Here is a 24,814-nt window from a genome sequence, read left to right as displayed (position 1 = left end):
CAATGTGGCCGCAAAGTACCATCAAGTACCCTTTTTTGTTTGCGCCTCCCTATCATTCCGATAACCCACCCTGCCGTTTTGAAAGGGTTATTTTCTCTGCCTCGGGCCTAAAAACAGCATATAATTTTTCAATTATCTGTTTATCAACTACTTATTAAAGCAAAAACCCTTTGATGTAAAACAGGCATTGGAGTTGGCTGTGGGGTACCATGTCCCTACTCTACCACACGACCATGCCCCTCTTCGATAACATTGCCAAAGCCGCCAAGGATTTTTTTATTGAGGAAACCTCCGCTGAAGGTCCTTCCGTAGCGGCCCCCCGCCCCTTGCCCGGCCAGCCCGCCCCGGCTACCAGCACCAGCGGCCCGGCTGCTTTCCAGGTGGTTCCGCCCCTGCCTGCCCAGCCCGAGCAGCGCCACCTCGACCACATCCGGCAGCTGCTGGCCGGCGACGGCAAGGACTTTATGGCCTTCACCAAACTGGTAAGCAGCCTGCAGGCCAGCGGCCTGAGCGGCCCGGTTCTGTACCAGACAGCCTTCAACGCCTTTGCCGCCGTCACCAGCCTGGATTTGCCGGCCCTGCTCCGCTCAGCTGAGCAGTTTGAGCTGAAGCTAACCTCGGACCGCAACAGCATTCTGGAGCGGCACCGCGAGAAGGTGGGCGAAATCCGGATTCCAAACGTGCCGCCCAGCCCCCTGGTGCAGCTGCAGCAGCAGGAGCAGCAGCTGCAGGCCGGCCTCGCCGACCTAGCCCGGCAGCTGGAAGAAGCCCAGCAGCGCCTGCTGGCCGTGCGGGAGCAGCTGCAGGAGCAGCAGCAGAAAGCGGCGGCCGCCCTGGCCTCCTACGAGCTGGCCCACGCCACCGCCGCCGCCGAGCTGAAAGCTCACCAGCAGGCCGTACAGGCCTTTCTGCTCCGGTCCGGCGGCTAAGAGCCAGCGGGCCGGCTGCCGCCCGAACGACCACGCCCGAGCGATGCCACTGGTACTACGAGGCCGCGCCTTCGGCAACCGACCCGATGGCTTGCCGGACCGGAGCACAGCCCTCCCCTTATTCACCATTTCACCACTTCGCCATTTAACTGATGAACTCTCTTTCCACTCCCGATTTTAAAACCGGCGAGCTGCCCAAGTGGCAGCAGCCCGAGAAGGTAGCCGGCTGGATTTTCCTGGCCGGGCTGGCCGGAGCCGCCGTGTACGGCTGGGCCACCATCGTGCCCTTCCTGGTCGACATGGTGTTTGACACCGTGAAGCTGGGCATCGGGCTGGGTGTGCTGCTGGCCGCCTGGCTGGTGCTCACGAGCCCCCGGGTGAAAGCCGGGCTGTGGTACGCGGGCCAGCGCATTTTCCGCACCGCCGCCGGTATTTTCGTCAACACCGACCCCATCGGCATCATGGAGGACTACATCAAAAGCACCTCGCAGGAGGCGCGCAAGATGGAGGAAGAAGTGGGCCACGTGGAGGGTGCCCACGAGCTGGTGAAGCGTAAGCTGGAGGCCAACACCCAGCAGATGCGTGAGTACCTGCAGCTGGCCGACGCCGCCACCCGCCAGCGCGAGCCGGATGCCGCCGAGCAGTACGCCAGCCGCGCCGCCCAGCTCCAGGAGTATAACCAGCGCCTCCAGCCCATGCTCACCACTACCCAAAACGTGAGCCTGGTGATGCGCCAGATCCTGAAAGCCGCCCTGCGCCAGATTGACGGCAGCAAGTTCAAAGTAAACCTGCTGAAAGACGAGTACCAGCTAGTGAAGCGCACCAGCTCCGGTATGCGCGCCGCCATGAACATCCTGCGCGGCGACCCGGACAAGAAGTACTTCTTCGACCTGGCCACCGACCGGGTGGCCCAGGACATGGCCCAGCAGCTCGGCCAGATCAAGCAGGCTATGCGCTACTCCCAGGAGTTCGTGAAAGAAATGGACATCCAGAACGGGGTGATGAGCGAGAAAGGCCAGCGCCTGCTGGAAAAGTACCAAAAGGGCGACTTCAATGCCCTGCTCGACGAGAAGCCCGCCCCTACGACCACCGCCCACACCCGCTCCGCCACCAACGACGCCTACCGGAGTTTGCTGGATTGAGTTGGATAAAGGATTAGGGATATGGGATGAAGGACAAAAAACGCAGCCTAAAGCTAAAAACTTCCCTCATTTTTCAAGGAGGGGTGCCCGAAGGGCGGGGTGGTAAACCCACCAGAACAACCACTAAAAGCTAGAAAACTACAGCTAGAGCCCCTCTCCTTTTTCATTCGGCGCATCAAGCGGCGTAGGGGTTGGGGTGAGGCGACTAGAGCTAGAGATGCTTCGGCAAGTTCAGCGTGACGCCCTGACGCCAACAAACAACAACCAACCAACAACCAATAACAACCATGACAACCCGCGGTAAATTCGTACTGGGCGTCCTTATTGTAGCGCTGCTGTACTTCGGCATCAACAAGCTCGTTGGGAGCGGGGTGCTGTTCCAGAAAGCAGCCACCGAATCGGTGCTACTGAACTCCATTGAGCTGCCGGCCGCCAGCGGCGGCTCCCGCACCAACGTGGCCGTGCCCCTGGCCCCGCTGCCTTCCCAAACCCCGGCCGGCAAAGGCAGCCCCATTGTGTGGGAGGTAATGGCCTGGAACTCCCAAATGGCCGGGATGCTGGCCAACGGCGGGGCCCGCACCACAGAAGGCTCGGCGCTGGCCGCCAACGGCATAGACATGCAGATTGTGCGCCAGGACGACGTGGCCAAAATGCAGGCTGACCTGGTGAAAAATGCCCTCGACCTGCAAACCAACCCCGACACGCCCGGCCTGCTGGTGAGCATCATGGGCGACGGGCTGCCGGCCTTCTCGGCGGTGCAGCCCCAGCTGGAAAAGGCGGGCACCAGCCTTCAGATCATCCCGTACTCGGTGGGTAAGAGCTTCGGCGAAGACAAGCTGATGGGCCCCAAAGAGTGGCTGGATAACCCCAAAGCGGCCCTGGGCAAAACCATTGCCTGCTACCTACGCGACGGAGACCAGAACATTGCCCTGAAGTGGTGCGCCGACAACGGCCTCAAAGTCAACCCCGACGAGACGACTTACGACCCCGAGGCCGTGAACTTCCTGGCCGCTTCCGACTTCCTGGTGGCCGCCGAAAAGTACATCATCGGGAAGCCCGAGCAGCGCGTGAAAGTGGTGAAGGGCCGCAACACCGGCGTGAAAGTGGATGTGGTGGCCGACGCCGTGGCCACCTGGACGCCCGGCGACGTAAACATTGCCCGGCAGAAAGGCGGCCTGGTGAACATTGTGAGCACCAAGGATTACAGCAACCAGATGCCCAACATCATGGTGACCACCAGGCGCTGGTACGATGCCCACCCCAAGGAAGTGGAAGCCCTGATGACGGCCTTTGCCGTGGCCGGCGACCAGGTAAAAAGCCACCCCGAGGCCCTGAGCCGCGCCGCCGATATTTCCAGCCAGGTGTACGGCGACAAGGACAAGCCCGGCGCCTACTGGCTGCGCTACTACAAGGGCGTGAGCGAAGCCGACCGTAACGGCGAAGTAGTGGAGCTGGGCGGCTCCAAGGCCTTCAACTTCGCCGACAACCTGGCTTTGTTCGGCCTCAACGAAGGCGGCACCAACATCTACGCCGCCGTGTACAAAACCTTCGGCGACGTGCAGCATCAGCTGTACCCCAAGGAGCTGCCTTCCTACGTGCCGCTGGACCAAATGCTGGACCTGGCGCCCCTGCGTAAGCTGCAGGCCAAGTACCGCGGCAAGGCCATTGCCCCCGCCGAGCAGCAGCAGTTTGCCGCCGATGATGAAATTCGCCGGAGCGTGAGCCGCCGGGCCTGGAATATTGAGTTCAACACCGGGCAGAGCTCCTTTACGCCCGCCGCCGAGCGGCAGCTCCAGCAGCTGTTCAACGACCTGGTAGTGGCCGGCCGCCTGAAAGTGGCCGTGCACGGCCACACCGACAACGCCGGCGACCCGCAGCGCAACCAGCAGCTCAGTGAGGACCGCGCCCTGGCCGTGGAGCACTGGCTGGAGCAGCGCAGTGCCAGCGCCTTCCCGGAAGGCCGGGTGCAGGTGTACGCCCACGGCGCCCAGGAGCCGGTAGCCTCCAACGCCACCCCCGACGGCAAAGCCCGCAACCGCCGCGTGGAAATCGTGCTGGGCAACTAAATGGGTTGCCAGTTGCTCGTTGTCCGTTGTCAGTCTGTTCGTTACCTCCCATTGGTGACGAACAGTTGACAACGAACAATAAACCCCAACCAGCCACTAACAACTGACAACGAACAACTGACAACGAACAACTGACAATGAACAACTGACAATGAACAACTGACAATGAACAACTGACAACTACTCCCCCATGAAATCCCTCTTTCTCCCCAACGCCCGGCCGCCGCGCACGACGTTTCTGCTGATGGCGGGCGGGCAGGTACTGGTTCTGCTGCTGCTGTGGCTCTGGATGCCGCTGCGCATCTTCCCCTCGCTAGGGGAAGTGCTCCGGGCGCTGGCCGACCTGATTACCACACAGGGCCTCATTCCGGAACTGTGGGCCAGCATGACCACGGCCCTGCAGGCCCTGGGTGTGGCTACGGTGCTGGCCCTGCTGCTTTCCTACCTCACCGCCCTGCCCTTCTTTCGGCCCCTGGCTTATGCGGCCTCCAAAATGCGCTACCTCACCCTCACCGGCCTCACGTTTTTTATGGCCCTGCTGGTCAGCTCCGGCCACGAGGTGAAGCTTTCGGTCCTGATTTTCGCCACCACCGTGTACCTGGTTACGGGCATGACGTCGGTGATTCTGACTACCACGCAGCAGGAAATGGACCACGCCCGCACCCTGGGCCTGGGCGAGTGGCGCAGCTTCTGGGAAGTGGTGGTGCTGGGCAAGCTGGATGAGATGCTGGAAGTAGTGCGCCAGAACTTCGCCATCATTTGGACAATGATAACGCTGGTAGAAACCCTCTACCAGTCGGAAGGCGGCATCGGGCTGCTGCTCTACAAGCAAAACCGCTACCTCCACCTCGACGGCGTGTTGGCCATTCAGCTCGTCATCCTGGCCGCCGGCGCCGCCCAGGACTACCTGTTCACCCTCCTGCGCCGCGTGTTCTTTCCTTATTCTGAACTGGCCACCGCGCGCTAGAACGATGTAGAGACGCGACACTTCGCGTCTCGTCGTCCGCGCCGTTCGGTTCGGCAGGATAAGCAACGTCAGCAACGACGAGACGCGAAGTGTCGCGTCTCTACAACCCGGCAGAAGATGGCGGCCAGGGGTATACAAAACGTCAACCCCACAACTTCACCTTTCACAAGTTCACCCTTCCGGAAATGACTCCCTATTTCTACAAATTCCCCGTCCTCACCCTCGACAGCGTGTCGATGGAATTCAACGGGGAAATCATTCTGCGCGACATTTCGGCGCAGGTGCTGGATGTGTGCCGGCCGGGCATGGAGCAGGGCCAGGTAGTAGGGTTCTACGGCCGCTCGGGGTTGGGCAAATCGGTGCTGTGCCGCATTATGGCGGGGCTGATGACGCCCAGCCGAGGCACAGTGCTGGTGGGCCAGGAGCAGGAGGCTGTAGCGCCCGGCGCGGTGGGCTTCGTGCAACAGCAGTACCCGCTGTTCAACCACCGCACCCTCCACGACAACCTGCTGCTGGCCGCCGCCCGCAAGTACGCCGATGCCGCCGAAGCCCGCCGCCAGACCGACAGCTACCTGGAGCGGTTTCAGCTCACGGCCCACCGCCGCAAGTACCCGGCCCACCTCTCCGGCGGCCAGCGCCAGCGCGCTGCCATTGCCCAGCAGCTCCTCTGCTCCGACCACCTCATCCTGCTCGATGAGCCGTTTTCAGGCCTTGATATTGCCATGATGGACGAGGTGAAGAAAATCATCCTCGAAGTGACGACTATGGACGAGCTGAACACCGTCGTCATCGTCTCCCACGACATCCAGACCACCACCGCCCTCTGCGACCGGCTCTGGCTACTGGGCTACGAGCGGGACGCCAGCGGCCAGCTCCTGCCCGGCGCCACCATCAGCCCCGAGCACCAGTACAACCTCGCCGAAATGGGCCTCGCCTGGCACGAAAACGTGGAAGCCGAGCCGGAGTTTGTTCGGTTCGTGGAGCATCTGAAGGAGGAGATTCGACAGAGTGCGTGAGTCACGCAGTTATTTCCCGTGTGTCAGTTTTATTACCCTACTATCCTTGGAATCCAGAATTATTATGAATACTCCACCATCCGTATCTTCTGGTAGTGTGCCCATTACTACCCAATATTTATCAATCAGATATACCTCATAAGGCCGTTCATCTACAATATTCTTCTTGCCATACGTCCGAAACAAGATGGGCTCCGCAATTCGCACCGCGGCGACACTGTCTGGTAAAGGCCGCGGTACGGTGGAACTTACAACGGTTGCCTCTCGCTTCAAGGCCTCTTGTAATTGCTCTTTAGCCACTTCCCGTCCCAACCGGCTATGCTTCTGAGCACAACTGCTGAAGCTATGCGTCAGCAGCAATAGGAAACCATAAAAGCCTAAGCGTAATGGCATGAGAGAAATAGCTGGATGAATTGTATGGACGCAAGATACCGGGCCTTGACAATTCATTCTATCATTTCCCAGCAAGCCGGTACTTTCGCACCCGAAGGTTCAATTCTTCATTTTTAATTTTTAATTGAGTTCATGCCCACCGGTACCCTGCTCCTGATTGACGACGAAGCCCGCCTGCGCCAGCTCTTGGCGCGGGTGCTGGAGCTGGAAGGCTACACCGTGCTGCAGGCCCCCGATGCCAGCCGCGGCCTGGAACTGTTGCAGCACCACGCCCAGGAGGTGCTGGTGGTGGTATCGGATGTGAAGCTGCCCGATGCCCACGGCGTCGACCTGATTCCACGCCTCAAGGCCAAGGCCCCCGATGCAGAAATCGTGCTGCTTACCGCTTTTGGCACCATTCCCGACGGCGTGCGGGCCATGAAGCAGGGCGCTTTCGACTACCTCACCAAGGGCGACTTCGAGCAGCAGCTGGTGGTAGTGGTGGAGCGCGCCGCCGAGAAGTCCCGCCTGCGCCGCCGCGTGGCCGAGCTGGAGCGGCGCATGGGCCAGCGCTACAGCTTCGAGAGTATGATAGGCGCGGCCCCGGCCCTGCGCCGCGCCCAGGACCTGGCCCGCCAGGTAGCGCCCACCGACAGCACCGTGCTGCTGGAAGGCCCCACCGGCGCGGGCAAGGAGCTGTTTGCCCAGGCCCTGCACGAAGCCAGTGAGCGGAAAGCCAAGTCGTTTGTAGCCGTGAACTGCTCGGCTTTCCCGAAGGACTTGCTGGAATCGGAGCTGTTTGGCTACAAGAAGGGCGCGTTTACGGGCGCGCTGGCCGACAAGAAAGGCCTGCTGGAAGAAGCCAATGGCGGCACCCTGTTCCTGGACGAAATCGGGGAGCTGGAGCTGAACGTGCAGGCCAAGTTCCTGCGGGTACTGGAAACGCGGCAGTTCACCAAGCTCGGCGACACCCGACCCACCAGCGTGAACGTGCGCATCGTGGCCGCCACCAACCGCAACCTCCGGCAGGAAGCCGCCGCCGGCCACTTCCGCCCCGATTTGTACTACCGCCTCTCGGTGTTTACCATCAACGTGCCCAGCCTGCAGGAGCGTGCCCAGGATGTACCGGCACTGGCGGAGTACTTTCTGCAGCATTTCGCGGCCCAGCTGCGCAAGCGCCTGCCGGGCCTGGAGCCCGAGTGCGTGGAGCTGCTGCAGCGCTACGAGTGGCCCGGCAACGTGCGCGAACTGAAAAACGTGCTGGAGCGCGCCGCCATCCTCGCTCCCGCCGACCAGCCCCTCTCCGCCGGCTACCTCCCCGACGAGTTCCACACCCTGCCCGCCTCCGGCAGCCCCGACGCCGACCCCGCCGACCAGAGCCTGCGCGCCGTGGAAGCCCGCCACATCCGCCAGGTGCTGCACCAGGTACAGGGCAACAAAACCGAAGCCGCCCGCCGCCTCGCCATCGGCCTCACCACGCTGTACCGCAAGGTGCAGGAGTACGAGCTTTAATTAGGGTGAGAGGGTAAGCGGGTGGGAGTTTAGGAATTGTCTGTCATCCTGAGCTTGTGAAGGACCTTATCACGCCAACCAACTCCCGAACGACTCTGCGCCCTCCGCGCACCCTTCTGCGTCCTCTGCGGGCTAAAAACTGCTAAACGACCACCGTGCCACTGGCAATAGGTCCTTCGCAAGCTCAGGATGACAGAACGGCAAACTCACCATTTCACAATTTCACCACCTCACCGCCGCATGTCCCTGAAACTTAAAATTCGCCTGAGCATCCTGACCATGCTGACGCTGCTGCTGGGGCTAGGCGGATATACCTTCTTCACCATTCAGGGGTTGGAGGGCAGAGCGCGCGGTATACAGCAGGCCAACTTCCGCTCGGTGGAGTACGGCGAGCAGATGCTGCGGGCTCTGGAGGCCCTGCAGGAGCAGCCCAGGGCTCAGCCGCCGCTGCAGCAGCTGCGCCGCGCCCTCACCCGCGAGGCCGCCAACATCACCGAAACCGGGGAGCTGGAGCTGGTGGATACCCTCACTCAACACCTGGCCGACTATCAGCGCCTGGTAGACGACCGGGCTCCGGCAGCCCAGCAGTTGGCCCGCCTGCACCAACTCCGGGCCGAAACCCACCGTATGATGCAGCTCAATGCCGCGTCCTTCAACCAGCAAACCCTGCGCCTGACCCGGCAGGCCGCCCGGCAGCGCCGCACGGTGCTGCTGCTGCTGCTACTGGGCACTGCCGTCGGCCTGGGGCTGGTTGTGCGGCTGCCGCGGGTGGTACTGCGGCCCCTACGCCGCCTGCGGGCCGATGTGGAAGATGTGGCCAGTCCGGGACCGGCCACCCAGGTTTCCATCGCCAAAAACGACGAAGTGGGAGCCGTGGCCCTGGCCCTGAACCGGGCCTTCGGCTATATGCAGGACCAGCGCAGCGTTACGCGGGCGGCCCTGGCTACCGAGCGTAGCCGGCTGGAAAGTCTGATTGAGCACCTGGATGAAGGTCTGCTCCTGCTCGACCCCGACCGGACGGTACTGCTGGCTAACCCGGCCGCCCGCGAGCTACTGGGCCGCGAGGCCGCCGACCTGGTAGGCCACCGCGCGGAAGAGCTGAGCCGGGAGTCGCAGTTATTGCATGAGCTGTTCAGGCCGCTGCTGGCCCAGGAGGCCGGGCGGGCCGGCGACACGCCCACCCCGGTTACCCTCCCGATAACCCGCCCGAACGGTGAAACGGCTTACTACCAGCTCACGCTCAACCACATCATCAGCCGCAACCGGGAAACCAGCCGCACGGAGTTTGTCGGGCATATTCTGAGTTTGCGCAACGTGTCCGACTTTAAGAAGCTGGATGAGGTAAAGTCGAACTACCTGGCTACCATTTCCCACGAGCTGAAAACCCCGCTGGCCAGCATCAAGCTTAGCCTGATGCTGCTGCAAGATGAGCGAACCGAGCCCGAGGAGCGCCAGCGCATAGCCGACGGTATCCGGGACGAAACCCAGCGCCTACTGGGAATGGTGGGCCAGCTGCTGGCGGTGTCACGGCTGGATGCGGGAGCTGAAATTCAGTTTGATGTGCAGCCCATCCCGCTGGCCGAAATTGTGCGGTATGCCATTGAAACGGTGCGCCCTCAGCTCGAAGACCGGGAGCTGCAGCTGCGCCTGGACGTGCCCGCCAATCTGCCAGCCGCCCGCGCCGACCTGGAAAAAACCACCTGGGTGCTCATCAACCTGCTGGCCAACGCCATCCGCTACTCCCCACGCGGGGCCGACCTGTGCGTGCACGCTGCCTGGCAGAACGAACAGCTTGAAATTGGGGTGCAGGACTGTGGCCCCGGCATTGCTCCGGAATATCACGAGCGGATTTTTCAGCGTTTCTCGGAGGTACCGGGCATTGCCAGCGGCCATAAGGGTGGCTCGGGGCTGGGGCTGAGTATCTCCCGCGAGTTCATTGAGGCCCAGGGAGGACGGCTATGGGTGGAGAGTGCCGTGGACCGGGGCAGCAGTTTCCGGTTTACGCTGCCGGCCGCCCCGGCCAGCTGATACCCAACGCAGGCAGCCCGGACCGGATGTCACAATCCGCCTGCTTTTTCCGTCGATATCCACTGATGCGCACCCGAATCAGTCACAGGCAGGAAAAAAAATACCGTGTTGGCCATATGGACAGAGGGGGCCGGCGTGTCACAAACAGGCCGTAAGAGGGCTTGAGGCGGGCACCGGATTATAGCACCTTTGTGCATCCCTCTGGCATAACTCTGCTGAGCCAAGCCAACACCGTCCCCTTTTCCGCAACCAAACACCAAAACCGGGGCGCACACCCCGGTTTTGGTGTTTGGGAAAACCCACAGGCGCCGGAGGCCGCAGCCTCTCCGGCCTACCACATTCGCCCTATCGGCAATTTTTGCGTACGATACCCGGGCAGAGGGGCGGTCCTCTCCCGGTGGTTATACGTTTTCAGTGGCGCGTTATGTGGTGGATATTTGCTTTGCTTTCCGCCGTGTTTGCGGCGCTTACGGCAGTGCTGGCCAAAATAGGCATCACCAGTGTCGACTCCAGCCTGGCCACCGCCATCCGCACGGCAGTTGTGCTGGTGCTGGCCTGGGGTATTGTGTATTTCCAGGGAAGCCTGGCGGGGTTGCACCAGCTCACCCGCCAGAACTGGCTGTTTCTGGGGCTGTCGGGGCTGGCAACCGGCCTGTCGTGGGTATTTTACTTTCGGGCCTTGCAGCTGGGCCCCGTTTCCAAAGTGGCACCCGTCGATAAGCTCAGCGTGGCCCTGGCCATTGGCCTGTCGGTGCTGTTCCTGGGCGAAAAGCTTACCTGGCAAACGGGTATTGGTGCCGGCCTGATTCTGGCCGGTACGCTGGTGCTGATCCGGTAAAGGCACCGCGCCCAGGGCACGAACGGTATACTACATGGCCTTGTACGCTTCACCCTGCGGCGGAAAGTGCATCGGGTTCAGCAATTGAGCCGGGCTAGTGCCCCCGGGCCAGCAGGGCAATGCCGCCCACAATCAACAACAGCCCCAGCACCTGCGGCCCCGACAGGGCCTCGCGCAAAACCACTAGTCCCAGCACCGCCGTCAGCAGTACCGAGCCACCCACTATAACGGGCGTTCCGACCGAGGAAGGCACTCCCCGGCTGAAGACTACAAACGTGAGGATTTCGGCCAGGCCCACGCCAATGCCGGCCGCCGCCGCCAGCCCCAGGCCTTTGCCGCTGATGGTCAGGGGCTGCCCCTTGAGCCGCAGCAGAAGCAGCCATACCCCACCTAGCCCGGCCGCTACCAGCTGCAGAATTACAGCTCCGGCCGCCGCCGAGATATGGCCCGAGGCCAGCTTTATGAAGAAGTTGTAGCCCGCCAGACACAACGCCGTGAGCAGGGCCAGGAGCAGCCAGGGCATGGAGCTATTCTGCCTGCAGGCGAGCCAGCAAGGCCTGCTGCTGCTGTTGCCACTGTGTATAGTCGGCGGAGGCGGCCCACTCTTCCTGCAATTCTGATTTGCTTACCACTGCTTTTACGGCCTCCACCGCCAGGTCGGCCAGGTCGTCGTCTACCTCCATTCCGTTTACAGCCAGCGTAAGGCCAGGCAGAAAATCCGGGGATGGGTGCCCCAGAATAGCCGCCACAATTTCGGCGGCGGCTAGGGCTTCGGCCGCTTCCGGTATTTCCAGATAATCCTCCGTTTCGGCGGCCGTGGCCAGCGCCTCATACAAGGTAGCTTCGTTGGGGTTCAGGCGGAAATTTTCGGCAAAATCCGCCGCGTCGTCGTTATCGAAGTTGTGGTAGTCCCAGGTGCCCATATAGCGTAATGGTGATGACGGTGAGAGTATGAGTAGCAGACGCAGAAACGACTGATTTGTTTGGCGGCGAAGTCGGGCGTTATGCTAGTGGCCGGTGCCGGGCGCAGAATCCGGCGGTGTGTGGCGCAGGTGCAGCAGGAGTTGTTCTTCGGCGTTGTGCTGGTAACGGGCAGCATATACGTTGCCCCCCAGTTGCACCAGCAGCGGAACTACCAACAGCACCGACCAGCCAAACCAGCGGCTCGCTTCGGCGGAGGCTGCGCGGCGCCGCTGCCACCACGCCCGCAGCCAGCCGGCACCGAACAGGCCGCCGCTGATGCCCGCCTCCAGACATTCACGCAGGCTTTCTTCCCCACCTGGCCAGGCTTGCGGCAGGGCGGTTAGTGGTGGGTACATCGTCCAGCCCACATCATCCGTCAGCAGTCGTAACCAAAAAGGCTTATCCAGCAGCAACCCCGAAACCACTGCCAGCAACACTCCGCAGCAGCCAGCCCCCAACGCGAAATGCCAGCTCCGGCGCCAGCCAGCCCCCGAGCGTATTACCTCCATCCTACTTGAATTTTTCTTTCAGCAGCTCAATTTCAATGGCCGGGGAAATCTTCTCGTAGAGGATGTGGTAGGCCGCCGAAGTGATGGGCATGGACACCTGCAGCTTGCGGTTAAGCTCATAAATACTCTTGACGGCGTAGTAGCCCTCGGCCACCATGTTCATTTCCAGTTGCGCCGATTTTACGCTGTAGCCCCGCCCCACCATGCTGCCAAACGTGCGGTTGCGCGAAAACTGCGAGTAGGCCGTCACCAACAGGTCGCCTAGATAGGCTGAAGCCGACAGGTCGCGGGGCTGGGGATTGAGGGCGTGCACGAAGCGGCGCATTTCCTGCACGGCGTTGCTTACCAGTACCGCCTGAAAGTTGTCGCCGTAGCCCAGGCCGTGGGCAATGCCGCCGGTGAGGGCAATGATATTTTTCATGACGGCGCAGTACTCAATTCCGTCAAGGTCCTGAGCGGGGTTGGCCTTCACGTAGCGGTTGCGCAACAAACGGCTGAAATCCTCCGCCAGCTCCTCATCCGGCGAGCCAATGGTGAGGTAGCTTTGCTTTTCCAGGGCCACTTCCTCGGCGTGGCAGGGCCCGGCCACTACGCCCAGGCGGGTGTGGGGCAGCCGGAACCGCTCGGCTACGTAGTCCGTCACCAGCACGTTTTTGCCTGGAATCATGCCCTTAATTGCCGAAATAACCCGCTTATTCTTCAACGAGTCCCGGTCCAGCTTGTCGAGGGTGCTTTGCACGAAAGCGGCGGGCACGGCCAGCACCAGCCAATCGGCTTCGCGCACGGCTTCCTCCAGGTCGGTGGTGGGGCGCACCCGCTCCAGGTCGTGGGCCACCGAGGAAAGGTAGCGTGGGTTATGACGGGTACGCAGCAGATGTTGTACATCGTCCTTGCTGCGCATCCACCAGTGCACTCGGCTGCCGTTTTCAGAAAGAATTTTGGTGAGGGCAGTGGCCCAGGAGCCGCCGCCAAGCATGGCTATTTTTTCCAAAGGGGGTGGGAAATGGTGAAATAGTGAAGTGGTGGGATGGTGAGTTTACTGTTCGGATGGCGCTAACGGCGCGGGTTTGCGTGGTGTCGGACCCTATGTTCCCAACCACATTAAACCCACCATTTCACCACTTCACCAACTCACCTTCGGGTCAATCTTACCAAAAAAAACGGAAGGCCACCGCTGCCTGACGCAACGGCGGCCTTCCGGCGGTGGTTAGCGGCTCAGTGTGAGTTGCTAGCCGGTTTTACTTATTTATCATCCTCTTCGGGCGCATCCTCCTTAAGGGCGGCCTTGTCGAGGGTTTTGGCATCTTTTACTACCACCAGCGCCCCATCCTTAAGGGTTTTAGCTACGGCCCGGAACGGCCCGCTCACCACTTGGTCGCCGGCCTGCAGGCCGCTGAGGATTTCCATGTTCTGGAAGTCGCTGATACCGGTTTTTACCGGCGTCAGCACGGCTTTGCCGTTCCGGATCAGGAATACCACTTCCTGCACCGGGGCTTTCACGCCGGTTGCGGCCGGCTTATCGGGCTGGGCCGAGCTACCCCGGCTTACGCGCACGGCCGGGGTATTTTTCTTCTCCTCCGTCTTGGCGCTGTCAGAGCGGGTGGTAACGGCAGCCAGGGGCACGCTCAGCACGTTGGCTTTGCGGTTGGTGATGATGTCGACGGAAGCCGTCATGCCGGGGCGGAAGGGCACAATGCTGTGGCCCTGCACCGTGCGCGTGAGCTGGCGGTAGGACTCGGGCAGCAAACGGATGCGCACCTCAAACTCCGTGACGGCTTCGGCCGTGAGGGCATCTTTGGCGGTGTTGGCAATGGCCGTTACAATACCCCGGAACTTCTGGTCCTTGCTGGCATAGGAGTCCACCTCCACATCGGCCGAGTCGCCCAGGTCCACGTTGATGATGTCGTTTTCGTTCACGCTTACCCGCACCTCCATGTTGTTGAGGTTGGCAATGCGCATAATTTCGGTGCCGGCCATCTGGGAAGTACCTACCACCCGCTCGCCCTTCTTCACATTGAGCTTGCTCACGGTACCACTTACGGGCGCGTAGATGGTTGTTTTATTGAGGTTTTTGCGGGCTTCTTCCAGGCCAGCCTGGGCCGAGCGCACCGAGCTCTGTGCAGCCCGGATGTTCTGGCGGGCCGAGTTTATTTCTTCCTGGGAGGCCTCGTAGGCGGCTTTGCTGGCTTCGTAGTCGGCCTGCGAAATCACCTTCTGCTTGTACAGGGAGGCGTTGCGGCGGTAGGTTAGCTCGGTCTGGCGGGCACTGGCAATCAGCTGCTGCAGGCGGGCCTGGCTCTGCCCTACGTTGGCCTGCTGGGTACCTACCACGGCGCTCTGCTGGCTTACCATAGCCTGGTAGTTGTCGGGGCGGATGCGCAGCAGCAACTGGCCTTTGCGCACGGAGTCGCCCTCCTCCACGTAGAGCTCGGTAATCTCCCCCGATACGTCGGGCGAAATCTTCACCTCGGTTTCAGGCTGCACCTTACCCGAGGCGCTTACCTTCTCCACAATGGTAGCCGGAGTAGCGTTGGCCGCCAGCACCTCGGTGCCGGCTGGCTGCCCAACCAGCCCCTTCTTTTTGGCTAGCAGAAAGCCACCGACGAGCACCAGCAGCACGGCCAGCAGAATGTAGAGGGTACGGTTGTTTCGCATGGAATTTCAGGAGTGAATGAGTGAGTGCGCGAATGAGTGATGGGTTGAACCGTGGAGAGCAAGCAAAGCGCCGTAGCTACTTCACTCCTCTGCTCCGTTCACTCAGTCACAGGGCAATGGGCCGCCCCTGGTAGAAGTCGAGCACCTTGCGCCGGAAGATGAATTCGTACTTGGCCTGAATCATGGTCGACTCGGCGGCCGTGAGGTTATTCTTGGCAATGTTGAACTCGGTACCGTTAAGCAGGCCGTTGTTGAAGCGGATTTCGGCGTTGCGGTAGGCGGTTGTGAGGGCCTCTACCTGCCGGCGTGCCGAGAGGTAGCGCCGCTGGGCGGCAATGGCATCGGCGTAGGCCTGCTGAATGCTCTGGCGCACCGTCAGGCGGGTTTGCTCGGCCCGCAGCGCCTGCTGCTGAATATTGATCTGGGCCCGCTGCACCGAAGTCCGCGCCTGCAACCCATTGAAAATCGGAATCTGCAGGGAAAACTGCAGGTTCTTGCCCAGGTTGTCCTTGAGTTGGCTGGAAAAGCTGGAGGGCAGCAGCTCCGGAATGGCCTGCTTAGGCTGCAGCAGGAAATATTGCGACGGCACCGGCTGCCCGCCTGTTCCCGGCTGAAACACGGGCACCGCTACGGCATCGGTGGAGTCGCCGTTGAATACCCGCGCCAGCCGCGACGACGAGAAACCCGTGAAGATACCGGCCCCGAAGGCCAGGCGCGGGTAATACGCGCCCCGGGCAATATCCAGGCTGCGGGAGGCGGAGCGCACCCGCAGGTCGGCGGCCTTGATTTCGGGCAGCAGGCTCTGGGCCGTCTGGTAGGTGCCGTCGGGGTCGGCCGAGAGCAGCGGCTCCTCGTCGGGGTCGGCCAGCTGAGGCACCTCAATGGTGAAGCCCGTAGGCGTGGGCAGGTTCAGCAGTTGGGTAAGCGAGAGGCGGGCCAGGTCGCGCTGGTTCTGCGCCGTAATTACGTTGAGCTCATCGGAAGCCTGCTGGGCCTGAATATCAAGCAGGTTGCTTTCCGGGATAGAACCGGCCCGCAGCAGCTTCTGGGTACGCTCCACCTGGCTGCGCGTGCTGCTCACCCGGATTTCGTTGGCCCGCACCAGCTCCTCGGCCAGCACCAGCTGCAGAAAGGCCGAAGCCACGTTCAGCGACAAATCATTGCGGGCCTTCTCAATATCGAGCAGGCTGGCCTCCGAATCGAGGAGGTTGCGCTTGACGGTGTTGCGCAGCTGAAACCCCGAAAACAGCGTTACCTGCGAGTTAGCCGAGAAGTTATTGGACCGGATGGTCTGGCTCACGAAGTCGTTGGTGAGCGGATCGAGGCTGGTACCGTAGTTCCAGGCCTGAGTGCCGGAGAGGTTGGCCGAGGGCAGCAACGCGGCCCGGCTCTGGCGCAGGGTGGCATTCTGCAGCTCCGCCGTAAGCTGCTGGCCGCGTACCGTCAGGTTGTTTTGCAGGGCATAATCGATGGCGCGCTGCAGCGTCCAGGGGCCGGAAGGTGCCGAGGCGGGCACTGAGCCGGCGGGCGGCTGGGCCGGCACCTGCTGGGCCAGTAGCGGGCCGGCGGCCAACAGTCCGGAACTTAGCAGCAGCCAGTAAGTACACTTCATAGGGAAAGAGTTGAGGGCTGACGGAACACTCCCGACGGCCGGGCACACACCGTGGCTCGGTGGCCTGGGCCACCAAAGGTATCGGATGGCCAGGGCCCGCAAAACGATAAATCAACAAACCGCGCAAAATCTGCCGTTAACCGGGCCGTTACCGCCGTTAGTCGATGGTTGGAATGTAAGTAACGTGATGTACCCACCGCAGCTGGCGCAGGTAGTCCAGCGTGATGTCGCGCAGGCCCGAATCCACCTCAATAAACTGCCGGGCGGCGTCATTTTTCCCCTTTCGGCTCACAAACATGGTGGCAATGTTGCAGTCGTCGTGGGCAATTACGCTGGCAATAAAGGCAATGGAGCCCGGCACATCGTCGGCGTCGATGATGAGCGTGTGCAGGGAGGCCGAGAAATCAGCAGGAAAGCCATCCACCTCCACAATGCGGATAACGCCCCCGCCCCGGCTCTGGCCGAGTACTTCCACTGCCCGGTCCGTGTGCGCATCGCGCAGCTGCAGCTTAATGGTATTGGGGTGCATGGTGGAGGCGTTGCCGACGCCCTGAAACGTATACTGCAGGCCTGCCTCCCGAGCGTGGTCGAAGGCCTCCCGGATGCGCACATCGTCGGTGGGCATCCCCAGCAGGCCGGCCACGATGGCGCGGTCGGAGCCGTGGCCTTCGTAGGTGCGGGCGAAGGAGTTGTAGAAGGTAATGGTGGCGTGGGTGGGCACGCTGCCCAGAATGCGGATGGCGGCCCGCGCAATGCGGACTACCCCGGCCGTGTGCGAGGAGCTGGGCCCAATCATCACCGGCCCAATCATGTCGAAAATACTGGATTTCTCTGCCATAAGCTGGGTAAAGGTAAGGAAAGTGGTGAGCTGCAAAACAGATGTCCGCCGCGGCCAAACAGTTGCCTACGGCCGGCCCACAAACCAATCAGCTACACTTGCCGCCCTTTTCCCATCTTTGTGCCTTGTAGCACCCACTACTCTCCTTCTGCTCCCTCCGCATGACAACTCCCGAATTTCAACCCTCGCCGGCTGTGCTGGAGCAGCTGCAGCGCCTGCAGCAGCGCTACGCCGCCGACGACCAGGACCTGGCCGCCTACCTGGAGGGCCTGTACCACACCCGCTACCTGGGCTACTGGGACTATATTCAGCTGGATACGCTGCTGAGTTTGCAGCGCCCCCTCACCACCATTCCCGACGAGCGGATTTTCATCATTTACCACCAGATTACGGAGCTCTACTTTAAGCTCTGCCTCTGCGAGTACGAGCAGCTGGGCGACCTGGCCGCGCCCACCGTGGAGGAAGTAACGCGCCGGGTGGGCCGCATCAACCGCTACTTCGAGAACCTGATCGACTCGTTCGATGTGATGGTGGACGGCATGGACAAGCAGCAGTTTCTGGAGTTCCGCATGGCCCTGATGCCGGCTTCGGGCTTTCAGAGCGTGCAGTACCGCATGATTGAGCTGGCCAGCACCGCCCTGACCAACCTGGTGCCCGAGGAGCAACGCCGCCTGTTGGGCGAGGCCGCCGCCCACGACGAGCTGATGGGCTGCATCTACTGGAAATCGGGGGCCACCGTGGTGGAAACCGGAGCCAAAGCACTTACCCTGACGGAGTTCGAGAAAAAGTACGCCGACCGGCTGCTCGACCACGCCCGCCAGTACCAGCACCGCAACCTCTGGGCCGTGGTGCAGCGCCTGCCCGCCGGCCCCGAGGGCCAGCAGCACCCGCGCCTGCTGCGCCAGCTCAAGCAGCTGGATGTAAATGTGAATGTAAACTGGCCCCTGATGCACTATAAATCGGCGGTACGCTACCTGGAACGCCACCCCGATGCCATTGCCGCCACCGGCGGCACCAACTGGCAGCAGTACCTGCCGCCCAAGTTTCAGCGGCGCATTTTCTACCCCCAGCTCTGGACTGCGCAGGAACTGGTTGACTGGGGCAAAGGCTGGGTGGAAAGCGTGTTGGGAGCAGAGTAGGGCCGCCTTATTTGATGTACCCGCACGGCGGCGCGGTTTGCCCCGCCGAGCGCAGGAGCTATCCGCTTATTTACCCGCTATATGTTATTTACCCGCTACATGAAATTATCCTTTCTGCTCCTGTTGCTACTCCCCTGCCTGGCCCCGGCCCAAAGCCGTCCTACACCCCAGCAGCTGGCCCAGCCCCGCGGTACCAGTAATGAGCTGCCCATGTTTGGTGGGCAGCCCAAAACGGCCGAGCAACTCGCCGCCGACCAGCAATTTGTGGCTACGGCCCGGCGGCAGCACGGCCCGGCGCGGGAAGCCGCCCACGTCTACGTCAATTTCGGCTGGAGCTATTTGCAGACCGGCAACCCGGTGGTGGCTATCAAGCGCTTCAACCAGGCCTGGCTGCTGGACTCTACCCTGGCAGATGTGTACTACGGTTTCAGCGCCTGGCAACAGCCCCGCAACCCCGCCGAGGCCGAACGGTTCCGGCTGCTGGCCCGCCGCCACGACCCGGACAGCCAAGCCATGATCCAGTATTATAATAGCGTGGCCTACGGGCACAGTCTGCACCGGGAATATGCCCAGGCCCTGGCCGCAAATGCCCAGGTGCTGGCCCTGGAGGCCAACAACCCGTTTGCCAACGGCCGGGCGGGCTTCTGGTACATGCAGCAGCAAGACACGGCCCGGGCCGCGCATTACCTCACGCGGGCCGTGGAGCTGAACCCTCAGGATTCGGTTTCCTTTCTGAATCGGGGCTGGCTGCGCTACGAGCAAAAGCGCTACCCAGCCGCCATTGCCGATTTTACGGCCGCCGCCCGCATCAATCCGCACTATATCAATGCCTACGCCAACCGCGCCCTGGCCCATGCCGACGCCGGCAACTACGCCGCCGCCGTTGCCGACAATGAGCAGTGCCTGCACCTGGTGCAGCCCCGCGACAGAGGCCAGTTTTACCGCGCCATCGGGATGCTGAAGCTGCGGCTGCACGACTCGGCCGGGGCCTGCGCGGCCCTGAGCCAGGCTTTGCAATGGGGCGATGCCCCGGCGGCCGAGCGGGAAATCAGAAAGTTACAGAAAGAGCATTGCCGTTAGGAGCGCTGCGGCAGGTCCGCAGGGTTCCGGGCAGCCGGTAGGGCAGCCTATCGTACCGCAAATGCTACCTGGGTTTTCTCCCAGGCCAGCGTTACCCGGCCCGCTTTATCGGCCGTAATGGTGAAGCGCTCCAACGGAGTGGCCGCCCGGCTTGGGGTGGCTTTTACGCGCAGCACATCGTCGGCCTCCTGGTACTCGTAGGCCCCCCATTGCTTAGCGGTTTTGTTGAAGATGATGGTCCACTCCTTTTCCTGGGGAATGGTGAACAGCGCGTATTTACCGGCGGGCAGGGCCTGCCCCTGCACCGTTACGTTCCGGCTTACCTGAAACGTGGTGGCCTCGTTGGCCCCGGTGCGCCACACCTGCCCGTAGGGCACCAGCCCCCCAAACACTTTGCGCTCCTTAGCCGAGGGCTGACTGTAGCTGATAACCAGTTGCCCGCCTCCCGGTAGTGCCGCCGCAACTGTTGCCGGCGGACTGGGCCGGGCGGGCTTTTGTTCCGGTTTTTTCTGGTCGGAGCAGGCCGTTAGGTGCAGTAAGATGGGCAGAGGCAGCAGAAAACGCACAAACAGTGTACGGGTAGCAGGCATAGAGGGCAGTAGTGAAGCGCAGAGCGGCCGAATTTGGGCGCAAAATCAGGAAGCACCTCAATAATTATACCCCAAGTTGAAAGTTTAGTTACTTTTCTTTGCCAACCTTTACGGAGTGCACGGCATCTTATCAAGCGACAAGCCGTGCACTTTCCTGCGGTAGCTACCGTTCCTACTCTATGAATTCTCTGAAAATCAATTCAATCCGACTACTAGCCCTGTGCCTGGGCCTAACCGGGGCGGCTACGTCCTGTTTTCCTACCACCGATGAGGCTACGTGCTCCGAGGATGTGGTGGGCTCAGTGGCAACGGTGAGCAGCGCCCGTACCGGTCGGGTGGGCACTCCCGTGCCGGTTTCCTACACCGTTAGTATTCCAAATGGGTGCGGACAGTTTCAGGGGCTGCGCGAGCAACGGGAGGATAAAAAGGTATACCTCGTGCCTACCGTGCACTACGAAGGGTGCACCTGTCCGCAGGTTGTGTCTGACTACCGGGGCACGTATCAGTTTACGGCGGCTGAGCCGGGCACCTACGTGCTGCTGTTCCCGAACACCACCCAAACCCTCACCGACACCATCACCATTCAATAAGCTTACGGTTTAGGCCCTACTCCCGGATGCGCGAGGTAGCGCGCGTATCGGCCATGCGCCAGTATACCAGCAGCGACACGGCCGCGCAGGCCGTTACGTACCAGTAAAACCAGTGCTCCACGCCGTAATCCTTGGCGAGCAGGGCCAGGTATTCGGCCGAGCCCCCGAACACTGCCACCGTGAGGGCATAGGGCAGACCTACGCCCAGCGCCCGAATTTCGGTTGGGAACAGTTCGGCTTTGACTACGGCATTGATGGAAGTATAGCCGCTGATGACCAGCATGGCCAGCAGCAGCAGGCCAAAAGCCTCCCCTAAGCCCTGGGCCCGGGCCAGGGCCGTGAGCAGGGGCACCGTGAGGAGCGTGGCCCCGATGCCAAAAAACAGCAGCACCGGCCGTCGTCCCACCCGGTCCGACAAGGCGCCCAATAGGGGCTGTAGCAGCATGGCTACGCCCAGGGCCCCAAACGACACCAGCGTAGCCTGGCCTTTACTGAAGCCGGTCGTATTAACCAGGAACTTCTGTACGTAGGTGGTGAAGGTATAAAACACTACCGTACCGCCCAGGGTAAGGCCAATTACCGTAAGCACCTCGCGCGGATGCTGCAGCAGTATCCGCAGCTGGCTGGCTTTCGGGGCCGAGGGCTGAGCTGCCTCTTGCTGAAAAGCATCGGTTTCTTCCATGGTCCGGCGCAGGTACAGGGCTACCAGCGCCGCGGCAGCGCCAATGCCAAACGGAATGCGCCAGCCCCAGGCCGCCAGCTCAGCGGGCGTGAGTAGCTGCTGCAGAGCCAGCTGGACCAGCAGAGCCAGCAGCTGCCCCGCAATCAGGGTAACGTACTGAAAGCTGGAAAAGAAGCCCCGGTGGCGGGCATCGGCCATTTCGCTGAGGTAAGTGGCCGAGGTACCGTACTCGCCGCCTACGCTTAGGCCCTGCAGCAGCCGGGCCAGCACCAGCAGCGCGGGAGCAGCCACGCCAATCTGGCTGTAGGATGGGGTGAGGGCAATGAGCAGGGAGCCCCCGCACATGAGCAGCACCGACGCCAGCAGCGCCGCCTTGCGCCCGGCCCGGTCGGCGTAAATTCCCATCAGCCAGCCCCCCAAGGGCCGCATCAGAAAGCCTACCGCAAAAATGGCGGCCGAGTTAAGCAGCTGCGCCGTAAGGTTGCCCTTCGGGAAAAAAGCCGGCGCAAAGTACAAGGAAAAGGCCGAGTACACGTACCAGTCGTACCACTCCACCAGGTTGCCCACCGAGCCGCTGAAGATGGACCGGATGCGGGAAGCCATGGTGCGGGGCGTAGAGGGAGGCCTCATAGGCGGAGGAAAACAAGGATGTAGGAGGTCAGGCCCCGGGGGCCGGGGCAGCCGCGGAAGCAGGTGGCCGGGGCAGTTCAGGCGTATCCCGGGCCAGCAGGAAGTCGGTTTCGGTGGCTACTACCAGAAAGCCGTAGCCGAACACAAACAGATTCAGGCTGATTTGCAGACTCAGGATGTCGACTACCAGCATGGCCACGGCCTGAGTGAAAATAAATACGGCCACGAAGGGGTTGCGGCGGGTAGCCGGGCGGATCAGGGGTCCGAAGAGCAGCGCCAGCCACAGTCCCAGTCCCACTACTCCGCCCCCCACCAGGGTACTGAGGTACTGGTTGTGCACGTTCACGCGGTTTTCGGGCCGCAACCCAAAGGTGCGCCAGCTGTACTGGTCCAGCATGGCCGTGTAGGCGTCGGCGGGCCCAACGCCCAGCAGCCAGTGCTGGCGGATAATGGTGCCAGCCGTTTCGACGGCCGCCAGCCGCCGGGCCAGGGAATAGTCGTTGATGTCCTGCCCTTCCAGGTACTGGCTTACGTCGTACACCGTGGCGCTTACCCGCTGCTCCACCGACTCCAGGGTGCGGTAGGCCAGCCAGGGCCCCAGCCCCACGCCCAGCAACAGCAGCCCGCCCGCTAATACGTGCCGGCGTGCAAGCAGGCGCAGGGCGTAGGCCAGCAGCCCCGTATACAGCAGCAGCAACCCGGTGCGGTAGGCCAGCACGTGCAGCGTGAGGCCGATGCCGGCCACTGCCGCCAGCAGCCCTACTCGCAGCACCCGCCCGGCCAGCGGGTGCCGCCGTAGCAACAGCCCCCAGAAAAACGCCTGGGCCAGCATAATACCGAAAGCAATATGAAACGTGCCCGTGGCGGCCTGCATGTTCTGGCCTATCCGGATGGCTTCGTTGGCCCCGGTAGGATTAAGCAGGTACTGGCCCATGGTAGCCAGGCCCACTGCCGCCACACTCAGCACGAACAACGCTCCTACCGCCAGCCGCTGCCCACGGCTCAGGGGCACGGCCAGCGTAAAGGCCAGCGGTACCCCCAGCCAAGTCAGGCTGCGGAATAACTCGTGCCGCCAAATGGGCCACTGGCTGGTATAGCACCCACTCAGCAGCAGAAACGCCACCAGGGCCGCCGCCCGCAGGGCCGCGCCGTTGCGCCAGTACCGGGGCAGGGCCGCCCCCAGCCGGGGGTTGGCCAGCACCGCCACCATGCCCACTACCGGGCTCAGCGCAATCAGGGCCCGAAACGCGAGCAGCCCGGCTACGCCCGCCCCGCAGGCCAGCCACAGCAGGTGCTGCGACAACCGCCCCGAACGATAATACCGGCCACTGGTAAAGGCTTCCACCACCTGCTGCATACTGTAATATCCGCTAAATCTACCCTCTGCCTACTGGTTATGAGCCTGAGAGTACGGTCTGTGTGAGGCCGGCAAGCCAGCAGCTAAACCACTACCGCCCCAAAACATAGTGTACTCTGAAATAGGCGGCCGTGTGCTAGGAGTCATGCGGGAAATGGAGCGGGTTGGTAAAGATGCTCATTGGCGCAAATGTAGGCGCATTGCCCACAACCTCCTTGGCTGGGGGCCGCATTATTCCCTGAAGAGTACAGGGTGGGGAAAGTGTGCTGGCGGACCCGTATTCTGTACGTACCTTGCGGCCACGTTCTTTGCCTGTGTTTTCAGTCAGACGAGCGGCCGGTGGCTTTTCCGTGTTTGGGAAGGCCTGAAAAGGGAATCGGGTGCAACTCCCGGACAGACGCGCTACTGTAACGGCCCGCCGCCTTCAAAGGAAGGCGGCAACGGCTTCTCCTCGCAGCCCATTATCTGCCCCGTGGCCGGTGAGAAGGGCGGGAAGCCGGGCCCAAGTCAGGAGACCTGCCTGCCGCTTCTATTGATAAGGCCTCTTCGCGACCTGAGAGCCTTGTTGGGTGCTGCCACGGCAGGCTACGGCCGGCCTGCTCTCCGAACCCGCTGGGCGGGTCCGGCACGGGTGGGTGCACGGGTACAGGCAACAGGAACCAGCGGGTACGGGGGAGAAAAGCACCTTCGAAAACCGGGCGGGGAAATAGTTTCTCTTACTTTTTCCTGCTCAGCTTATGCTTACCCTTGCCGACAAAATCAGCCGCGCCGAGACGCGCATTTTCAAAGCCGTTTTCCCCAACACCACCAACCACTACGATACCCTGTTCGGGGGCACTACCCTGCACCTGATGGACGAGGTGGCCTTTATTACGGCGACCCGCTTCTCCCGCCTCAAAATGGTGACGGTGTCTTCGGACAAGGTAGATTTTACGCATCCCATACCTGGGGGCACACTGGTGGAGTTGATTGGGCGGGTGGAGCACGTGGGCAATACCAGCCTGAAAGTACGGGTGGAGCTGTTTGTAGAGCAGATGTATTCCGAAGAGCGCATCAGGGCCGTGTCGGGGCTGTTCACTTTTGTGGCCATCGACGAGCACAAAAAGCCCGTGCGCATTCTGCCTTCAAACCTGCTGCCTCCGGCTACGCCGGCATAAAAAGGGAGGAGCAATCTGCCTCCCGGCGGGCGAAGTAATGGGATATAACCAAGATATTTTTCGGGACTGGCTGAACTATTTGCCAGCCGGACTTGGTTTGGTTGCCACTTCCACGTCCATCCTTCCCATGTCAACCGAGCAG

Annotated in this window: 23 protein-coding genes and 1 riboswitch; of the genes, 12 read left to right on the top strand and 11 right to left on the bottom strand. The window is 61.8% G+C overall.

Annotated features, from left to right (window positions below):
• Positions 1 to 209: 209 nt before the first annotated feature.
• The 5 genes from EI290_RS10755 to EI290_RS10730 all read left to right on the top strand — a co-directional run bounded on the left by EI290_RS10755 (position 210) and on the right by EI290_RS10730 (position 6,120).
• Positions 210 to 929 carry a hypothetical protein gene (locus EI290_RS10755; protein WP_148103633.1) on the top strand — a complete coding sequence of 240 codons (720 nt, stop codon included), beginning with the start codon at positions 210 to 212 and terminating at the stop codon, positions 927 to 929.
• 152 nt (positions 930 to 1,081) lie between these two features.
• Positions 1,082 to 2,071, top strand: a complete 990-nt coding sequence (locus EI290_RS10750; protein WP_125429635.1) for a hypothetical protein — start codon at positions 1,082 to 1,084, stop codon at positions 2,069 to 2,071.
• A 287-nt stretch (positions 2,072 to 2,358) separates the two neighbouring features.
• Complete coding sequence (locus tag EI290_RS10745) at positions 2,359 to 4,137, top strand: OmpA family protein (protein WP_125429632.1); 1,779 nt, start codon at positions 2,359 to 2,361, stop codon at positions 4,135 to 4,137.
• A gap of 190 nt (positions 4,138 to 4,327) precedes the next feature.
• Complete coding sequence (locus EI290_RS10735) at positions 4,328 to 5,104, top strand: ABC transporter permease (protein ID WP_125429629.1); 777 nt, start codon at positions 4,328 to 4,330, stop codon at positions 5,102 to 5,104.
• A 185-nt stretch (positions 5,105 to 5,289) separates the two neighbouring features.
• Positions 5,290 to 6,120, top strand: coding sequence for an ATP-binding cassette domain-containing protein (locus EI290_RS10730; protein ID WP_125429626.1), 831 nt, complete (start codon positions 5,290 to 5,292; stop codon positions 6,118 to 6,120).
• 9 nt (positions 6,121 to 6,129) lie between these two features.
• Here the strand turns inward: EI290_RS10730 and EI290_RS23020 are convergent, their stop codons facing one another.
• A complete protein-coding gene (locus EI290_RS23020) occupies positions 6,130 to 6,513 on the bottom strand; it encodes a YbbC/YhhH family protein (protein ID WP_185816944.1) in 384 nt (127 codons plus the stop codon).
• 132 nt (positions 6,514 to 6,645) lie between these two features.
• On the opposite strand from EI290_RS23020, the gene EI290_RS10720 reads away from it, so the two are divergent.
• The 3 genes from EI290_RS10720 to EI290_RS10710 all read left to right on the top strand — a co-directional run bounded on the left by EI290_RS10720 (position 6,646) and on the right by EI290_RS10710 (position 10,870).
• A complete protein-coding gene (locus tag EI290_RS10720; protein ID WP_125429621.1) occupies positions 6,646 to 8,004 on the top strand; it encodes a sigma-54-dependent transcriptional regulator in 1,359 nt (452 codons plus the stop codon).
• Positions 8,005 to 8,244: 240 nt separating this feature from the next.
• The gene (locus EI290_RS10715; RefSeq protein WP_185816943.1) at positions 8,245 to 10,032 is read left to right on the top strand and encodes a sensor histidine kinase; all 1,788 of its coding nucleotides are present in this window, start codon (positions 8,245 to 8,247) and stop codon (positions 10,030 to 10,032) included.
• 424 nt (positions 10,033 to 10,456) lie between these two features.
• Positions 10,457 to 10,870, top strand: coding sequence for an EamA family transporter (locus EI290_RS10710; RefSeq protein WP_125429616.1), 414 nt, complete (start codon positions 10,457 to 10,459; stop codon positions 10,868 to 10,870).
• 94 nt (positions 10,871 to 10,964) lie between these two features.
• Here the strand turns inward: EI290_RS10710 and EI290_RS10705 are convergent, their stop codons facing one another.
• From EI290_RS10705 to sdaAB, 7 genes are all read right to left on the bottom strand, one after another.
• A complete protein-coding gene (locus tag EI290_RS10705; protein ID WP_125429613.1) occupies positions 10,965 to 11,393 on the bottom strand; it encodes an EamA family transporter in 429 nt (142 codons plus the stop codon).
• A 4-nt stretch (positions 11,394 to 11,397) separates the two neighbouring features.
• Positions 11,398 to 11,793 (bottom strand): DUF4259 domain-containing protein, encoded by a 396-nt coding sequence (locus EI290_RS10700; protein WP_125429610.1) that lies wholly within the window; start codon positions 11,791 to 11,793, stop codon positions 11,398 to 11,400.
• An 84-nt stretch (positions 11,794 to 11,877) separates the two neighbouring features.
• Entirely contained in the window at positions 11,878 to 12,342 is a 465-nt protein-coding gene (locus EI290_RS10695; protein ID WP_125429607.1) for a hypothetical protein, read from the bottom strand.
• Position 12,343: 1 nt separating this feature from the next.
• Positions 12,344 to 13,333 (bottom strand): NAD(P)H-dependent glycerol-3-phosphate dehydrogenase, encoded by a 990-nt coding sequence (locus EI290_RS10690; protein ID WP_125429604.1) that lies wholly within the window; start codon positions 13,331 to 13,333, stop codon positions 12,344 to 12,346.
• 251 nt (positions 13,334 to 13,584) lie between these two features.
• Positions 13,585 to 14,997 (bottom strand): efflux RND transporter periplasmic adaptor subunit, encoded by a 1,413-nt coding sequence (locus EI290_RS10685; protein ID WP_125429601.1) that lies wholly within the window; start codon positions 14,995 to 14,997, stop codon positions 13,585 to 13,587.
• Positions 14,998 to 15,103: 106 nt separating this feature from the next.
• Positions 15,104 to 16,609 (bottom strand): TolC family protein, encoded by a 1,506-nt coding sequence (locus EI290_RS10680; protein WP_125429598.1) that lies wholly within the window; start codon positions 16,607 to 16,609, stop codon positions 15,104 to 15,106.
• 157 nt (positions 16,610 to 16,766) lie between these two features.
• A complete protein-coding gene (gene sdaAB, locus EI290_RS10675) occupies positions 16,767 to 17,447 on the bottom strand; it encodes an L-serine ammonia-lyase, iron-sulfur-dependent subunit beta (RefSeq protein ID WP_125429595.1) in 681 nt (226 codons plus the stop codon).
• Positions 17,448 to 17,608: 161 nt separating this feature from the next.
• Between sdaAB and EI290_RS10670 the strand changes: the two genes are divergently transcribed.
• Both EI290_RS10670 and EI290_RS10665 read left to right on the top strand, forming a co-directional pair.
• On the top strand, positions 17,609 to 18,586 hold the full coding sequence (locus EI290_RS10670) for a tryptophan 2,3-dioxygenase family protein (protein ID WP_125429592.1): 978 nt from the start codon (positions 17,609 to 17,611) through the stop codon (positions 18,584 to 18,586).
• Between the two features lie 99 nt (positions 18,587 to 18,685).
• The gene (locus tag EI290_RS10665) at positions 18,686 to 19,666 is read left to right on the top strand and encodes a tetratricopeptide repeat protein (protein WP_185816942.1); all 981 of its coding nucleotides are present in this window, start codon (positions 18,686 to 18,688) and stop codon (positions 19,664 to 19,666) included.
• Between the two features lie 47 nt (positions 19,667 to 19,713).
• On the opposite strand, the gene EI290_RS10660 is transcribed toward EI290_RS10665, so the two are convergent.
• Positions 19,714 to 20,256, bottom strand: a complete 543-nt coding sequence (locus EI290_RS10660; protein WP_125429586.1) for a DUF2911 domain-containing protein — start codon at positions 20,254 to 20,256, stop codon at positions 19,714 to 19,716.
• A gap of 179 nt (positions 20,257 to 20,435) precedes the next feature.
• Here EI290_RS10660 and EI290_RS10655 point away from each other — a divergent pair, with 179 nt between their 5' ends.
• The gene (locus tag EI290_RS10655; RefSeq protein ID WP_125429583.1) at positions 20,436 to 20,846 is read left to right on the top strand and encodes a hypothetical protein; all 411 of its coding nucleotides are present in this window, start codon (positions 20,436 to 20,438) and stop codon (positions 20,844 to 20,846) included.
• A gap of 16 nt (positions 20,847 to 20,862) precedes the next feature.
• Here EI290_RS10655 and EI290_RS10650 read toward each other — a convergent pair whose 3' ends face one another.
• Together EI290_RS10650 and EI290_RS10645 are read right to left on the bottom strand one after the other, a co-directional pair.
• Positions 20,863 to 22,158, bottom strand: a complete 1,296-nt coding sequence (locus EI290_RS10650; RefSeq protein ID WP_125429580.1) for an MFS transporter — start codon at positions 22,156 to 22,158, stop codon at positions 20,863 to 20,865.
• Positions 22,159 to 22,186: 28 nt separating this feature from the next.
• Entirely contained in the window at positions 22,187 to 23,515 is a 1,329-nt protein-coding gene (locus EI290_RS10645) for an O-antigen ligase family protein (RefSeq protein WP_125429577.1), read from the bottom strand.
• 320 nt (positions 23,516 to 23,835) lie between these two features.
• Positions 23,836 to 24,053, top strand: a riboswitch (cobalamin riboswitch).
• A gap of 199 nt (positions 24,054 to 24,252) precedes the next feature.
• Here EI290_RS10645 and EI290_RS10640 point away from each other — a divergent pair.
• Positions 24,253 to 24,672 (top strand): acyl-CoA thioesterase, encoded by a 420-nt coding sequence (locus EI290_RS10640; RefSeq protein ID WP_125429574.1) that lies wholly within the window; start codon positions 24,253 to 24,255, stop codon positions 24,670 to 24,672.
• Positions 24,673 to 24,814 lie beyond the last annotated feature (142 nt).

This window comes from Hymenobacter metallilatus (genome assembly GCF_003944705.1).
In the GTDB taxonomy this organism is placed as follows: Bacteria; Bacteroidota; Bacteroidia; order Cytophagales; family Hymenobacteraceae; genus Hymenobacter; species Hymenobacter metallilatus.
This window is presented reverse-complemented; position numbering and strand designations above follow the sequence as displayed.